Below are 15,117 nucleotides of genomic sequence, written 5' to 3'. Positions count from 1 at the left end.
CGCTACGCCTTGGGCAAACGCTTGGAGATCAGATGTTCTATCGCCCCAAAGACGGCCACGGCCTGCCGCACAACCCGTTCAACGCCATTATCACACCGCGTCCAATCGGCTGGATTTCAACCCGGGATGCAAATGGGATCAACAATCTGGCACCTTATTCCTTTTTCAATGGCGTCGCCTACACGCCACCGCAAGTGATGTTTGCCACAACCGGCACCAAGCACGATCAGAACGGAGGCAAGGACAGCATCGCCAATATCGAAGCGACCGGCGTTTTCTGTGTAAACGTGGTGGCTCATGCGCATCGGGATGCGATGAACGCCAGTTCGGCCGGACTGCCGAAAGACGTTGATGAGTTTGAACATGCCGGGTTGTCACCCATCGAATGCGAAACCATTCCGTGTTCCCGGATTGCAGGGGCTCCTGCTGCACTGGAATGCAAGCTCACCCAGATCGTCACTCTACCCGGTGAAGCCAATCGAGTTGTATTTGGCGAAGTAATCGGAGTGCACCTGCACGACGATCACATCCGAAACGGCAAGTTTGATGTGACGTCGTTTCAACCATTGGCACGCCTTGGGTACCGGGATTACTCGGTCGTGTCAGAGTTGTTCTCACTCAATCGCCCAGACGATTGACGTGATCCGGGGGCGCTGCCCCCGCCGCCCGTTCCGGGCGACTCCCCCGAGGTATTTGACGCCAGATGAAAAATGGATCCCCTGCTTCATCTGGCCAAAAATACCTCGGAGCGCGAGGCAGAGCCTCGCAAAAGGCCTAGTGTCCACCCAAAATGCCGGTACGGACAGAGTAGTCGACCGCCAGCTCGTAATCCGGATCGTCATCACTGTCGATCATCAGGTGGCCAGCTTTGTTCAGCAGCTTGTGACAATCGCGGCTCAGATGACGCAGCATGACCCGTTTACCTGCCGCCTCGTATTTCGCAGCGATGTTTTCGATGGCCTGCAGGGCTGACTGATCCACAACACGGCTTTCGGCGAAATCAACAATCACGGTTTCCGGGTCGTTCGGTACGTCGAACAGTTCGATAAAACCATCAGAAGATCCAAAGAACAGCGGCCCCTGGATTTCATAGACTTTCGCGCCTTTTTCAGTTTCCGAGTCCCGGGTAACGGCGTGAATACGTTTGGCGTTATTCCAGGCATAGGCCAGGGCCGAAACGATGACACCGACCACAACGGCAACTGCAAGGTCCTCCATCACCGTCACTACTGTCACCAGAACAATCACGAATGCGTCCATCAGCGGCACCTTGCGCATGATCTTGAACGAGTTCCACGCAAAGGTGCCGATCACCACCATGAACATCACACCGACCAGCGCGGCAAGTGGGATTTGCTCGATCAGGGGCGAGGCGAACAGGATGAAGATCAACAGGAAAACCGCAGCTGCAATACCTGCAATACGGGTGCGTCCACCGGATTTCACATTGATCATCGACTGACCGATCATTGCGCAACCGCCCATGCCACCGAAGAATCCTGTCACGATATTGGACGCGCCCTGAGCGATACATTCTTGCGAGGCCCCGCCGCGCTTGCCCGTGATCTCGCCCACCAGGTTCAAGGTCAGCAGGGACTCAATCAGGCCAATGGCCGCGAGAATGACGGCATAGGGCAGGATGATCTCAAACGTTTCCCAGTTCAAAGGCACCATCGGGATGTGGAACGCAGGCAGACCGCCCTCAATCGAGGCCAGATCGCCAACGCGCGGTACATCCAGACCCAGACCTATTACCAGTGCAGCGACCACCAGAATACCGGCCAGCGGTGCCGGAATGATGCGTGTGACACGCGGCATCACCCAGATCACAGCCATCGTCAGCGCCACAAGACCCAGCATGGTATATAGCTGCATCCCCGACAGCCACTCGCCGCCGCTCATGCCATGGCCGGTGTTTTCCATAGTGCCGGGCACTTTGAATTGACCCATCTGAGCCAAAAAGATCACGATGGCCAGGCCGTTCACAAAGCCCAGCATCACCGGATGCGGCACCAAACGGATAAAACGCCCCCAATGCATTGCCCCGGCAATGACTTGGAGAATCCCCATAAGAACTACGGTCGCAAACAGATATTCGACCCCGTGCTCGGCCACCAGCGCGACCATGACAACCGCCAGTGCGCCGGTCGCGCCCGAGATCATACCGGGCCGTCCGCCGATCAGTGCCGTGATCAGGCCCACCAGGAACGCCGCATACAGACCAACCAGAGGGTGCACGCCCGCCACAAAGGCAAAAGCCACAGCCTCGGGCACCAGCGCAAGGGCCACGGTCAGGCCGGACAAGAGTTCGATCCGCAGGCGAGAGAAGGTCAGCCCCTCATCAGGCACCCAGCGCAGATCGGGCATGGCGACGCGGTTGGCAAAACTTGCCAGCAAGGCTCGGGGCATTGGTCAGTCCTATAGGGTTTTATGTTCGCGCGAAGGCGACGTTGTAGCGGACACGAGGGTTTTAAGCTACTGCACCAAGTGGGATGCAGCCATGTTCTTGGCGCATACCTCATCCTCGCAGCAACGTGATTTGCGGGACTGTGGTCCAGCAACCAAATCTGAGATCATGCGCTGGATCATACTCTTTTTCTTCTCTGCCCTTCCCGCCCTTGCGCAGGACTTGCAAGGCAACGACACGGCCGGAAACTGGCGCGTGACACATCATGAGATTTTCGGGATCTGGAATTCAATCTGCGACGAGCGCGAAGAAAATGGTGCGTTGAAACAGCGGTGCTACATCCGGCGGGCAGAAGTTTTCTCATTTCGGCCGAAGTTTGCGGCACAGTTCGTGTTCATCACGCCTGAACCCGAAGGATTCAAAGTTGAGTTCGGGATGGAGCCCGGCACCTTTTTCAACCCGTCAGGGTTTCGCATCGACAAAGATAACGAAACGATATGGCGCACGCGGCGTCCGGGATGCCTGACGGGGCTTGGCTGTACCTTTGCAGACCAACGCGCACAAGACCTGCTGGATGCTATGCAAACCGGGGATGCGTATCGCTTTGTTTTCCGCGACAGGCACGGACAATCGCAGAATCTGACGTGGCCACTGGACATGTTCGACGCAGCTTGGGCTGACTTCACCGCGCAGTCTCAACAACGTAACCTGTTGCCAAAACAGGACTAGGCCTCTTGTCAAACTGTGCGCAAGCCCGCACAAATCCAATAGCATTGCAAGACGTGGAGCAGGACAGTGACCCAAACCAAGATTGCCGTCATTGGCGGATCAGGCATCTATGAAATTGATGGGCTGGAAAACGCCGAATGGGTCGCGGTTGAGACCCCATGGGGAACGCCGTCAGACCAAATCCTGACCGGATCGCTGGGCGGTGTCGAAATGGCTTTTCTGCCGCGTCATGGCCGCGGCCACGTGCATTCGCCGACCGATGTGCCCTATCGCGCCAATATCGACGCGTTGAAGCGGCTGGGCGTGACGGACGTGATCTCGGTTTCAGCCTGCGGATCGTTCCGCGAGCACATGGCACCCGGCGACTTCGTGATTGTCGATCAGTTCATCGACCGGACTTTTGCACGTGAGAAAAGCTTTTTCGGCTCGGGGTGCGTCGCCCATGTAAGCGTGGCCCATCCCACCTGCCCGCGCCTGTCGGATGCCTGCGAAACCGCCGGCAAGGCCGCTGGCATCACCATCCATCGCGGCGGCACTTATTTGGCGATGGAAGGACCGCAGTTCTCGAGCCTTGCTGAATCGAAAATGTATCGTGAGCAATGGGGCTGCGACGTGATCGGCATGACCAATATGCCCGAAGCCAAACTCGCCCGCGAGGCCGAGCTTTGCTATGCCTCGATCGCGATGGTCACGGATTATGACAGCTGGCATCCCGACCACGGAGAGGTGGACGTTGCGACCATCATTGCCACTCTGACAGGCAATGCCGACAAGGGTCGCGCTCTGGTCAAGGGTCTGCCCGCGTTGCTGGGGGCTGAACGTGAACCTTGCCCGCATGGCTGTGATAGGGCCTTGGAATACGCAATCCTGACTGCCCCTGAAAAGCGCGACCCGGCGCTTTTGGCCAAGCTGGACGCGGTCGCCGGGCGAATTCTCTGAAATCAGTACTGTGGCAGGCGGTCTTGAACGGTCTGCCACAGGCCGTATGACCACAACTCGTTGTGGGTTCCGCCGGGAATCAAGAAAAACTCGACCCTCTCGCCGCCCATCTTGGCAAGGCGCGCGCCGTGATGCACTGGAACGGTTTGATCACCTGTGCCGTGGAAGATCAACGTCGGCACCTCGATTGTCCCGATGATGTCGCGGGTGGCAAACTGGTCGTGCATCAGGGCCGATACCGGCAGCCACGGATAGCGTTCCGCCGCCACATCTACGGTTGCAGTGAAGGGCGCTTCCAGCACCAACATCGTGGCTTCGGGTCGTTGTGCCGCCACTTGCGCCGCGACCGCCGTACCGAGGCTTTGGCCGTGCAAAACAACCGCCTCTCCGGCGTCGTAAAGTTGGTCAAACAGCTCCAATCCGTCCGAAACCAAGGTCGCTTGGGAAGGTGTGCCTGTGCTGCCGGGGTATCCGCGATAACTGGGTGCCAGCAGCCCATACCCGCTGTTCAGTATCTCACGCAACCTGTCCGCGCGGTCACCCAAATTGCCGCTTTGGCCGTGAAGGAACAATACGGTCGGTGCACCTTGAGTGGCCGCGGGCGCTGCCCAGACGGTCAGTTCTGTCCCATCCTCCATGGACTTCGTCATGACATCGATATCGACCAATCCGACAGAGGCAGGCTCGGGAAGTACTCCCGAAGGTTTGAACAGCAGCGCGCGCTGGTTCAGATACATGTACCCGACCACAGCGGCGTAGAGCGTTGTGATCAGAACAATGGATACAATGCCCGCGATTTTCCATCGGCTGGTCATCAGACCCGTCCTGGGAACCTTACCGGGAGTTGCGTATTCGCTATGTTCCATCACAGCCTCATTTAGACTTGTTCGCACCATAGACTGGTAGAGGGCGTTTGCAATTCAAGGAAGATGGAGGAGACTTAATCTTGGCTTTAAGGCGAACCTAGCTGGCGTTGAATCGGAAGCTTCCTCCGCAGAACGCATCAATTAGCCGGGAACGAATACGCCCGGCGTCAAAAGAATGGGATTGCTTACTGGACAGGGATGCATTCTGTCCTCGGACAACTGGATTGAGCCTCGAAATGGTCAATGGCCTACTCGCCAACTGGGATCAAGCACGCGTCTGGCCTGCATGGCAGCGATCAGGCAACGGAATAGCGATACTATCCAAGCCGGATCAGCGCCAACTGGCGTTGGTAGCCAAGCTAGATGAAATCACAGGGCGGTCGTTTAGTCCCAGTTTGAGGCAATCAAGGGAATGCTTGCGACTAATGGATACGCACGATACCCCATTCGTCCTTGGACCGCGTCAACCAACCGGGATTGAGTACTGATTTGACCGGCACCGGCGCTTGGCATTCTGGTTCGCATCCGCTGAAGATTATCGACGTTTGCGACAATTGCACCATTTCCATGTCGTCAAGGGCCTCCTGATCGAAGAACAGTGTTTCGACCAAGAATACCGAAAAGTTCGGATCCCTGGCTAATTCCTCGACCTTTGAACGGCAGGACTCATCGAATGATGTACCGTTCTTTGCCTTCCAGAATTGTTTCTGGAATTGCCATTTGGCGTCAGCACCAGAGATCTGCATGGCTTCACCAATCTTGTCGCCGACATATTCCGTGATGGAATCCCATGCACCGTTCCAACCTAGGGCAATCAGACTTGAACTGTGGATCGAAACCGGATGCGGCCCAACTTGGTTGCCACCGACAACAAGTTCACAAATCATCTGTGGTTCGAATTCTTCCGAAATGTGGTTATACGCAAAGGCACCACCCAGCACCGGACCGTTCAACTGACCTTCGGATACGCTGAACTTCTGATACCGCAAATCCGATTCGTTGGCGTTGAACAGGAGTGCTTTACCAGCACCAAACGCAGCTAAACCAACAACGACGACGGCGGCGTACCGCAAATTGAATTTAGGCATGTCATATCCTCTGAACTAGTTCTGAGGATTGGGGCAGCACAGGTCTCCGCCGCAATTAAAGTAGCCGTCCGGGCACGCAGAGGCGACAGTCGGGATCAGCAATATGCCCAACAGAAAAACGGAAACGATAAGTTTCATGACGAACCTCCTATTTTAAAATCGAAACAAAAAAATGCGGCGCAACCATAACACAAATTGAATGTTTTGTCGCGAAACTAATAAAACCCGAGTAAGCATTTGAGTATTTTTGTGTTTCACAGCCAAGCGCGAAAGGCATGCTGCTGATACGTCGTGCATATGCGACTTGATTCCTGAAGCTGATTCTCTCAATCTCAGACCGTCAAATCAGGACTTCTGCGATGCAATTTGATCTTTGGCTGGCCTTTGTTGCCGCCTCCACCGCTTTACTGCTTATCCCCGGCCCGACCGTTTTGCTGGTGCTTAGCTATGCCCTGTCCAAGGGGCGCAGCGTCGCGGTTGCTTCGGCGACCGGGGTCGCTGTGGGTGATCTGGTGGCCATGACAGCCTCATTGCTGGGGTTGGGCGCATTGGTGCTGGCCTCGGCGACCTTGTTTTCGGTACTCAAATGGGTTGGGGCCGCCTATCTGGTGTGGCTCGGGATCAAACTGTTGCGCAGTGCACCTGCCGGAGGGTTAGGCACAATTGATACCGCGCGCGACGTGACTGCGCGCAATGTGTTTGGGCACGCTGCGGCCGTGACCGCGCTAAACCCGAAATCCATTGCCTTCTTCATCGCTTTTGTTCCGCAGTTTCTGCGCCCGACCGAACCGCTGGGTCCGCAATTCGCCATCCTGATCGTGACATTCGTGGGGCTGGCCTGGCTGAACGCATTAGCTTACGCGCTGTTGGCCGACCGACTGCGGCGCCTGATTGGCCGTGCGAGTGTCATAACAGCAATGACACGGTTTGGCGGGCTGACCTTGGTAGGGATGGGAGTCGCCACGGCAGTTCTACGCCGCCCGGCCTGAGGTCATTCTAATCCTCTGCGTGTTCTTTCATAAAGCCACGGATAAACCGGCGAATTTCTCGCGCGGCTGAGGTATCCAGCTCTTTACACAGTTCGACAAAAGCGTCCCGTTCGTCTTTATCCAGACGCAGGACCAACTGACTGTTTTTCTTGTTTGATCCCTTGCCGTCTTTCTTTGCCACGCGCGTTGCCCCCCAGCAGACCTTGCAATTTTCGGCGATGCATTGTATATACATAGCATAGTGATTGTCGTTATCGGGCACTTAACAACAATAAAAGGAATATGGCAATGAACCTTCATACTGCTCAGGCATTTCTATTGCGAGATCAACGCAATTGGCGCAAACCGCACCTGTCCTGGTTACCCGCTGCGCTCTATCGCTACAAAAGCTTGCCTAGGGCCATCATGACCCCTCGCTCATGAAAGTTGCGCCGGATTAGAACCTTGCGCGGGGCTGTTTGATGGGCCAAACACCTTGGTGTGTTTTGACGCTAAAAGGGTTGGCCCATGTCCAGAAACAAATCTGTCAAAGATTACATCCGAACAATTGTCGATTTTCCCCACGAAGGGATCATGTTTCGCGATGTGACAACCTTGTTTGCCGACCCCCGCGGGTTTCGGATGGCGATTGACCAGATGTTGCACCCCTATGCCGGTGAGCGGATAGACAAGGTGGTGGGGCTGGAAGCGCGGGGCTTTATCCTGGGCGGTGCGATTGCGCATCAGCTAAGCGTTGGCTTTGTGCCGATCCGCAAAAAAGGTAAGCTGCCCGACACCACAATCAGCCAGGACTACAAATTGGAGTATGGTGAAGCGATTGTTGAGATCCACGACGACGCCATCCAACCCGGCGAAAAGATTCTGGTTGTCGATGATCTGCTGGCCACAGGCGGCACAGCGGCGGCGGGCATCAAGCTGATCGAACGGCTTGGGGGCGAGATCGTCTCATGCGCGTTCATCATCGACTTGCCCGATCTCGGAGGTCGTAAAGTTCTGGAAGAGATGGGAATGGACGTGCACATACTGTGCGAATTTGAGGGGCTCTGACACAGAAATCTTCACAAAAGCGTGATTGGACTATGAAAGCCACGCTGGCTTAGCGCGGCTTTCGGTTCCTTCAACCCACAATTCGGCGCAAAACAAGTGATCTTGCTGTGAGGATGCCGCGTACCTCGGTTGATGCTGTTTCGAGCATTCTTACCAAGGGAGACCCTCATATGTTCCGCAAATTCGCCGCCGCTGGTGTCGCCACGATCCTGTTCAGCACTACCGCTTTGGCCGACGGCCATGGCAAAGACATTGTTGATACCGCTGTTGCCGCTGGCAGCTTTGAAACTCTCGTAGCCGCCGTGCAAGCGGCCGAACTAGTTGACACGCTGAAAGGCGAAGGGCCATTCACCGTATTTGCCCCAACAGACGACGCGTTTGCGGCTTTGCCAGAAGGCACAGTCGCAGACCTGCTCAAGCCGGAAAATAAGGACCAGCTTGTTGCTATCCTGACTTACCACGTCGTACCGGGCAAAGTGATGTCCGGTGATCTGACCGATGATATGACTGCCGCAACCGTTCAGGGCGGTGATATCACAATCGATCTGGACTCGGGTGTGATGGTGAATGATGCCAACGTTGTTCAGGCTGACATCGAAACCAAGAACGGTGTGATCCACGTGATCGACAAAGTGATCCTGCCTGCGTCGTAACACCGTTTAAAGACACGGCCCGTATCATGGGCCGTGTTCACCCTTTGAGGACCGCGCCCGGGTTCATGATCCCCTGTGGGTCCAAAGCTGCCTTGATGGCCCTCATGGCACCCAGCTTTACCGGGTCGCCATAGCGTTCAAGATCGTCCGTTTTCAAACGCCCCACCCCATGTTCAGCACTGACCGAGCCGTCAAAAGCGTCAACCAGATCATGTACAGCCTGCTTGATCGCGCCCCTTTCCGTGTCAAACTCTGATCGGCTTTGCCCTTTGGGCGGGAACACGTTGTAATGCAGATTGCCATCGCCAAGGTGTCCGAAACAATTGATCCGAAACGGTCCGAGGCCAGCAATCACCTGCCCACCTTTGCGAATAAAGTCTGGAATCCTGGAAATCGGTATCGAGATGTCATGGCTCGAAACAGATCCGATCAGGCGGTTGGCCTCGGGAATGTGTTCGCGAACCGCCCACAGATCAGCGCGCTGCGCTTCGCTTTGCGCAATCACCCCATCTTGAACCAGACCGCGCTCTTCAGCGCGGATGTAAATCTCCTCCAACGCGGCTGACGATGATTGCCCCTTTGCAAGTCCCAATTCAATCAACACGCTCCACTCTGTCGCTGTGTTGAAAGGTTGGCGAACATCCGGAAGGACATCGGTCAGGAAATCGAGTCCTTGCCGATGGATCAGCTCAAACGTACTGACAGTCTCGCCCACCTGATCTCGGGCCAGCGCCAGCAGGTCGATGGCCGCCTCGGGCGAAGCCACCTGAAACATCGCCGTGCCCTGCGCAGCAGGTTTTGGAAACAGCTTAAGGGACGCTGCCGTGATGATCCCCAGCGAGCCTTCGGCCCCGATCAAAAGGTCCCGCAGATCGTAGCCCGTGTTGTCCTTTCGCAACCGGCTCAGCCCATGCCATATCTCGCCATTGGGCAACACCGCCTCAAGCCCCAGACACAGGTCACGTGCGTTGCCATAGCGCAAGACATTAACGCCCCCGGCATTGGTCGAAAGGTTGCCCCCGATCCGACACGACCCCTGCGCCGCCAATGACAGCGGAAACAGCCGATCCGCATTCTCGGCCGCTGTCTGAACGTCTTGCAAAATGGCCCCGGCTTCGGCGATCAGGATGTTCTCGGTCGGGAAAACAGACCGAATGGCTGTCATTCGCTCCAAAGAGACCAGCAAAGGGAGTGGGCCATCTGACATCACCTGCCCGCCTACCAATCCTGTGCCACCGCCATAGGGTACAACCGGCACCCGCTCCTCCGAAGCCAACCGCACCAGTGCGGAAACCTCTTCGGCGCTGTCGGGAACAGCCAACACCCCGATCTGCCCGGAAAACCGCCCGCGCGGTTCTTCCAAATACCGTTCTTCAACGGGGCGCAGGACATCGTCGCGTATTGTCGATTGGATCAGCGCGGCAAATCGGGCATCGGCGGGGTTTAAATTCATACGTTTTCAATGCCCAAGCGACGCGGCTGCGGCAAGCCCTATTCCAAATCAATCAGATATTGCGGCTCCAGAACAATCACCGTAGGTCGGTCGGGAAGATCGCGAAGCGAGACAGTGATTTCCGAAACACCGTTGCGTTCAACCGGAAAAGTATCCCGAATATCAACAAGGAACCGGTCAAGCGAGAATCCAGAAAACCAGTGCATCGGAATGATGACAGAACTTTTCAGTCGCTTCAGAACCGAGATCATGTCTGGCAAGGGCATTGTCGTCCCGCCATCAACCGCAGCCATTACAACATCCAGCCGCCCCAACGCGGCGAACTGCTCGTCTGACGGCACATGATGCAAATGCCCCAGATGACCGATACATAGCCCTTCAACCTCGAACACGAAGATCGAATTGCCCCGTTCTTCGACACCGCCATAAGCCGAACGAATATCGGTCGAGACATTCCGCACCAGCATCTCACCCAGATCAAGATGATGCTCAATGCCCTGACCAAACTCACCCCATCCCGGCAGAACATGTGGGATCGCCGGATCGGGATGGGCCGTCCAATGCGTGCTGTGGGCATGGTTCATCGTCACCACATCAGGGATCAAATCCGCACTGCCGATAAAACCGGTGAAATCGGTGACTGCATTCAACCCGCCCCGCGTCTGGATCAGAAACGACGCGTGCGCGATATAGCTGATCCGCACAGAAAATTCCGGCACCGGATCTTGCCACGCAGCTTTGTGAAGGTACTCAATCCCCGGCGCGGCATCAGCAATGGCGATGCAATGGCTTGGCCGCCGCTCTTGCGCTGCAGCTCCACCAGAAATCACCATCAATGCCGCAACCAACCAGCGCATAACTTAACTTTAGCGCAGAACACGCCCAAGTCATGCCCCTTGTTCATCTGGCGCCAAATACCTCGGGGGAGGCGCGGCCTGCCGCGACGGGGGCAGAGCCCCCTAACCCGCGTCGGTCTTTCCGCGCCTGTCGGACCGCAGGCTTGCATACAAAACATGCGTTCGCCATCGTCCGTTGATCTGCAGATAGGACTGCGCCACACCTTCGTATTTGAAGCCAGAGCTTTCCAGCAACCCGCGCGATGCCCGGTTTTCAGGCAAACAAGCGGCTTCGATCCGGCTCAGGTCCAGCCGAGTAAAGGCGTGATGGACCATGGCACCAATTGCCTCGCGCATGTAACCTTGGCGGGCAAAAGCTTGACCGGTCCAGTATCCTAAGGTTCCGGCCTGCGCGGGACCACGCCGAATGTTGTCCAGCGTGATGGCCCCAACCAGCGCGTCGTCTTCGCGACGAAAAAGGAACAGAGGTATCGCAGTCCCACTGGCGACCGAGCGCTGCGCCCAATAGACCCGATTGGTAAAAGACTTGCGGCTCAGGTGATCCGCTGCCCAGACCGGCTCCCACGGTGTCAGGTAATCCTTTGAAGCCCGCCGCAATGCGCACCAGGTATTGAAATCGGAATGTACAGGCGGGCGCATGCTGAGCCGCGCGGTTTCGAGTTTCAGCTTGCGTCTGCCCAACAGCATCACGCCGCCCGCCTCTCCTGCAGTTCGGTCAAGCTCGGCGCGCCAGCCACAGGCCCATAAAGCGCCAGAGCTGCCGGAGCCTGTACAGCCATGGTTTCTGCAAATGCTTTCACATCTTCGGTGCCGACCGCATCAATCTTGGCAACGGTATCCTCTAGCGAAGGCACCCTGCCCCAGATCTGCACCAGCCGCGCCAGACGTTCGGCCCGGTTTGAAGGGCTTTCCAATCCCATCAGCATCCCGGCCTTCATCTGAGCACGGGCGCGGGCAACCTCTTCCGCGCTCATGTCCTCGGCCGCGCGCTTCATCTCATCAATGGTGATTGTCGCCAACTCACCAACCTGATCCGCCGAGGTTCCCGCATAAATCGTGGTTGTACCAGTATCAGCGTAAGCACCGGTCTGAGCAAAGATTGTGTAGCACAGCCCGCGCGTTTCTCTCACCTCCTGGAACAAACGCGAGGACATGCCGCCGCCCAAAGCCGTCGAATAAATCTGCGCCGTATAAATCGCATCGTCGCGGTACCCGGGGCTTTCCAGCGCCAGGGCAAAGTGCGCCTGCTCCAACTCTTTCTCTTGCCGTGCCTCACCCCCGGTGAACCGTGCAGCGTCCGGGATCAGGCCCTTGCGCGGTTGCAGATGGCCAAACATCTCTTCGGCCATTTTCATCAGCGCATCGTGATCCACGGCACCGGCAGCCGACAGGATCATCTGCTCGGGGCCATAATGCTCGGCTACAAAGCCCGACAGATCCTCGCGTGAAAACGCACTGACCTTTTCAGTTGGCCCCAGAATAGTGCGGCCCAGGGGTTGGTCGTGATAGCTCTGCTCTTGCAGCCAGTCAAAGATCACGTCGTCCGGCGTGTCATAGGCCTGACCGATTTCTTGCAGGATCACCCCACGCTCGACCTCGATCTCACGCGGATCGAAAACCGGGTTCAGAACGATGTCGCCGATCACATCCATGGCCAGCGCGACGTCGTCTTTGAGAACACGCGCGTAGTAGGCCGTCACCTCGCGCGAAGTATAGGCGTTGATATAGCCGCCCACATCCTCGATCGCTTCAGCGATTTGCAGCGCAGAACGACGCTCGGTTCCCTTGAACGCCATATGTTCAAGGAAATGCGCGATGCCGTTTTGTTCGATCCGCTCATGCCGCCCACCGGCGGTCACCCAGATGCCGATGGCCGCTGATTGCAGCCCCGGCATATGTTCACTGACGATACGAAAGCCGTTCTTCAGTTGGTCTTGTCTGACTGTCACTCAGCGATATGCCTTCTGATATGATCCTCAAGGGTACCCAGTTCGTTTGCAATGCGGGTCACCCGTTCCGAACGTTCATACAGATCAGACATGCGGGATGGAAGAGGCGGATGTTCGCCGCTTGCCTTCTCGACCGCCGCCGGGAACTTGGCGGGATGCGCCGTTGCCAAAGTGATCATAGGTGTATCGGCGGCGCGGTGGTCTTCCCCAACCTTGACCCCAATAGCGGTGTGGGGGCAAACCAGCTCCGCACTATGCGCCAGCGTATGCTTGATCGTTTCCAGCGTCTCGTCTTCGGACATGCGACCCGAATCGAAACTCTCGCGCAGTGCCTCCATCGCGCCCTGGCTGACGTTGAAGCCACCATTCTTGAGCTCATCCATCAGCTGCGCCACAGCGCTACCGTCCTCGCCATAGGCGTAATACAGAGCCCGCTCAAAGTTCGAGCTGACCTGAATATCCATCGACGGGCTGATCGAGGGGATGGTTTCGCCCTTGAAATATCCCTCGCCCGACAGACAACGATGCAGAATGTCATTCTGGTTGGTTGCCACCACCAAACGGTCGATGGGCAGGCCCATACGTTTGGCCAGATAACCCGCGAAAATATCTCCAAAGTTCCCGGTCGGCACGGTGAAGCTGACCTTGCGATGCGGCGCGCCGAGACTGACGGCGGCAGAGAAATAATAGACAATCTGCGCCAGAACGCGGGCAAAGTTGATCGAGTTCACACCCGCCAGTTTCACCCCATCGCGGAAATCAAAATCGTTGAACATATCCTTCAGCGCGGCCTGGCAATCGTCGAAGTCTCCGTCGACGGCCAGAGCGTGAACATTGCTGTCCGCAGGCGTTGTCATCTGACGGCGCTGCACCTCGGATACACGGCCATGCGGAAACAGGATAAACACGTCTACCGCATCCAGCCCCCGGAAAGCTTCGATAGCGGCAGAACCCGTATCACCGCTGGTCGCACCCACGATGGTTACACGGTCGCCACGGCGTTTCAGAGCCACCTGGAAAAGTTGGCCAATCAACTGCATGGCAAAATCCTTGAAGGCCAGTGTCGGGCCGTGGAACAGCTCTAGCAGAAAATGGTTTTCGTTGAGTTGCTTCAGAGGCGCGCGGGCGTCGTGGCCGAAACCCTCATAAGCGCGGGCGATGATCGCCTTGAACTCTTCCTCGGTAAAGGAGCCGCTGACATAGGGCCACATCACGCGAAAAGCGATCTCTTCATAGGGCAAGCCCGCCAGCGCCGCGATCTCGTCTTGCGACATCACCGGGATCTCGGCGGGCAAGTACAAGCCACCGTCGCGGGCCAAACCCGTCAGCATCGCCTCTTCAAAAGTCAGTTCGGGCGCCTGCCCACGGGTCGAGATGTATTTCATATCGTGTCACTCTCAGAATTGGCACGGCTGCGCCATAGGAAGTACCCGGTCATTGCGGCCCAGACCAGAGCCAGACCAAACCAGGTGATTGCATATTGTAGGTGATCGTTGGGAATGCCCGCCGTATCTACCGGCAAAGGCGTAATGTTTGGGTCCGTTTCCGACCGGGCGATCAGAAGCACAGGTTCGGCACCCAAAGCTGCGGCCAAGTTCGGCACGTCGCGAGCAAACCAGATATTGGCGTCAATATCGGCTTCGGGCGTATAGCTGTCGATCTCGTCCGGCCAGTGCAAATTACCGGTGATCTTCATCGGGCCAGTCAATCGCTTTGCGTCTTTGGCAGTTGTTGGAACAAAGCCCCGATCCACCAATATTGTGCGGTCCCCGGCGGTGAAAGACTGAATGATGCGGTACCCTGCGCCAACCTGCTTTACGGAAACCAGAACGTGGATTTCCCCGGGCTCCATATCGCCCGAAATGGTGACTGGCAGGTATTTGTCAGCGTCTTCTGACACCTGCGCTGGTAAGTCCACAGGATCCGCCGAGATACGGCTTTCAATCTCGGCCAACACCTCTTGTTTCCATGACAGACGCTGCACCTGCCAAATGCCCAGCGACAGCAGCACACCCAAACCGGCAAGGCCGAAGATCAGCAGAAACAGAATGCGGCGCATGGCAGGATCAAACCTCGTTGCAGGAACCGGCGTCTTGTTAAGGGCGGAGCGGTCGAAAACGCAACCACACAATTGTATTGG

At 56.7% G+C, this 15,117-nt stretch carries 17 protein-coding genes; 6 read left to right on the top strand and 11 right to left on the bottom strand.

Features of this window, described 5'->3' with window-relative positions; genetic code table 11:
- Nucleotides 1-32 precede the first annotated feature (32 nt).
- Nucleotides 33-638 (top strand): flavin reductase family protein, encoded by a 606-nt coding sequence (locus I9187_RS03625; protein WP_171177849.1) that lies wholly within the window; start codon nucleotides 33-35, stop codon nucleotides 636-638.
- 136 nt (nucleotides 639-774) lie between these two features.
- On the opposite strand, the gene I9187_RS03620 is transcribed toward I9187_RS03625, so the two are convergent.
- Nucleotides 775-2,409: a SulP family inorganic anion transporter gene (locus I9187_RS03620; RefSeq protein ID WP_171177851.1), complete on the bottom strand. Its 1,635-nt coding sequence runs from the start codon at nucleotides 2,407-2,409 to the stop codon at nucleotides 775-777.
- A gap of 91 nt (nucleotides 2,410-2,500) precedes the next feature.
- Between I9187_RS03620 and I9187_RS03615 the strand changes: the two genes are divergently transcribed.
- On the top strand, nucleotides 2,501-3,136 hold the full coding sequence (locus I9187_RS03615; RefSeq protein WP_245222981.1) for an invasion associated locus B family protein: 636 nt from the start codon (nucleotides 2,501-2,503) through the stop codon (nucleotides 3,134-3,136).
- A 66-nt stretch (nucleotides 3,137-3,202) separates the two neighbouring features.
- Nucleotides 3,203-4,075, top strand: coding sequence for an S-methyl-5'-thioadenosine phosphorylase (locus I9187_RS03610; protein ID WP_171177853.1), 873 nt, complete (start codon nucleotides 3,203-3,205; stop codon nucleotides 4,073-4,075).
- A 2-nt stretch (nucleotides 4,076-4,077) separates the two neighbouring features.
- Here I9187_RS03610 and I9187_RS03605 read toward each other — a convergent pair whose 3' ends face one another.
- From I9187_RS03605 to I9187_RS22055, 3 genes are all read right to left on the bottom strand, one after another.
- Nucleotides 4,078-4,890 (bottom strand): alpha/beta hydrolase, encoded by an 813-nt coding sequence (locus I9187_RS03605; protein ID WP_245222955.1) that lies wholly within the window; start codon nucleotides 4,888-4,890, stop codon nucleotides 4,078-4,080.
- 473 nt (nucleotides 4,891-5,363) lie between these two features.
- Entirely contained in the window at nucleotides 5,364-6,029 is a 666-nt protein-coding gene (locus I9187_RS03600; protein WP_171177857.1) for a hypothetical protein, read from the bottom strand.
- Nucleotides 6,030-6,044: 15 nt separating this feature from the next.
- Complete coding sequence (locus I9187_RS22055) at nucleotides 6,045-6,167, bottom strand: hypothetical protein (RefSeq protein WP_256368547.1); 123 nt, start codon at nucleotides 6,165-6,167, stop codon at nucleotides 6,045-6,047.
- Between the two features lie 221 nt (nucleotides 6,168-6,388).
- On the opposite strand from I9187_RS22055, the gene I9187_RS03595 reads away from it, so the two are divergent.
- Complete coding sequence (locus I9187_RS03595; RefSeq protein WP_171238155.1) at nucleotides 6,389-7,018, top strand: LysE family translocator; 630 nt, start codon at nucleotides 6,389-6,391, stop codon at nucleotides 7,016-7,018.
- A gap of 7 nt (nucleotides 7,019-7,025) precedes the next feature.
- Here I9187_RS03595 and I9187_RS03590 read toward each other — a convergent pair whose 3' ends face one another.
- Entirely contained in the window at nucleotides 7,026-7,199 is a 174-nt protein-coding gene (locus I9187_RS03590) for a hypothetical protein (RefSeq protein WP_171177861.1), read from the bottom strand.
- A 326-nt stretch (nucleotides 7,200-7,525) separates the two neighbouring features.
- On the opposite strand from I9187_RS03590, the gene I9187_RS03585 reads away from it, so the two are divergent.
- Nucleotides 7,526-8,065, top strand: coding sequence for an adenine phosphoribosyltransferase (locus I9187_RS03585; RefSeq protein WP_209940061.1), 540 nt, complete (start codon nucleotides 7,526-7,528; stop codon nucleotides 8,063-8,065).
- Nucleotides 8,066-8,235: 170 nt separating this feature from the next.
- A complete protein-coding gene (locus I9187_RS03580; RefSeq protein ID WP_171177866.1) occupies nucleotides 8,236-8,718 on the top strand; it encodes a fasciclin domain-containing protein in 483 nt (160 codons plus the stop codon).
- A 37-nt stretch (nucleotides 8,719-8,755) separates the two neighbouring features.
- Here the strand turns inward: I9187_RS03580 and I9187_RS03575 are convergent, their stop codons facing one another.
- The 6 genes from I9187_RS03575 to I9187_RS03550 all read right to left on the bottom strand — a co-directional run bounded on the left by I9187_RS03575 (nucleotide 8,756) and on the right by I9187_RS03550 (nucleotide 15,036).
- Nucleotides 8,756-10,171: an FAD-binding oxidoreductase gene (locus tag I9187_RS03575; RefSeq protein ID WP_209940060.1), complete on the bottom strand. Its 1,416-nt coding sequence runs from the start codon at nucleotides 10,169-10,171 to the stop codon at nucleotides 8,756-8,758.
- Nucleotides 10,172-10,209: 38 nt separating this feature from the next.
- Nucleotides 10,210-11,028: an MBL fold metallo-hydrolase gene (locus tag I9187_RS03570; protein WP_171177871.1), complete on the bottom strand. Its 819-nt coding sequence runs from the start codon at nucleotides 11,026-11,028 to the stop codon at nucleotides 10,210-10,212.
- A 102-nt stretch (nucleotides 11,029-11,130) separates the two neighbouring features.
- A complete protein-coding gene (locus I9187_RS03565; protein ID WP_171177874.1) occupies nucleotides 11,131-11,715 on the bottom strand; it encodes a GNAT family protein in 585 nt (194 codons plus the stop codon).
- Nucleotides 11,715-12,977: a pitrilysin family protein gene (locus tag I9187_RS03560; protein ID WP_171619639.1), complete on the bottom strand. Its 1,263-nt coding sequence runs from the start codon at nucleotides 12,975-12,977 to the stop codon at nucleotides 11,715-11,717. The genes I9187_RS03565 and I9187_RS03560 overlap by 1 nt, the downstream gene beginning before the upstream one ends.
- Nucleotides 12,974-14,362, bottom strand: a complete 1,389-nt coding sequence (thrC, locus tag I9187_RS03555; RefSeq protein WP_171177878.1) for a threonine synthase — start codon at nucleotides 14,360-14,362, stop codon at nucleotides 12,974-12,976. The genes I9187_RS03560 and thrC overlap by 4 nt, the downstream gene beginning before the upstream one ends.
- On the bottom strand, nucleotides 14,359-15,036 hold the full coding sequence (locus I9187_RS03550; protein WP_171177880.1) for an SURF1 family protein: 678 nt from the start codon (nucleotides 15,034-15,036) through the stop codon (nucleotides 14,359-14,361). Before I9187_RS03550 ends, thrC begins: the two co-directional genes overlap by 4 nt.
- Between the last annotated feature and the right edge of the window lie 81 nt (nucleotides 15,037-15,117).

This window comes from Ruegeria sp. HKCCE4148, from assembly GCF_017872495.1.
GTDB lineage: Bacteria > Pseudomonadota > Alphaproteobacteria > Rhodobacterales > Rhodobacteraceae > Ruegeria.
This window is presented reverse-complemented; position numbering and strand designations above follow the sequence as displayed.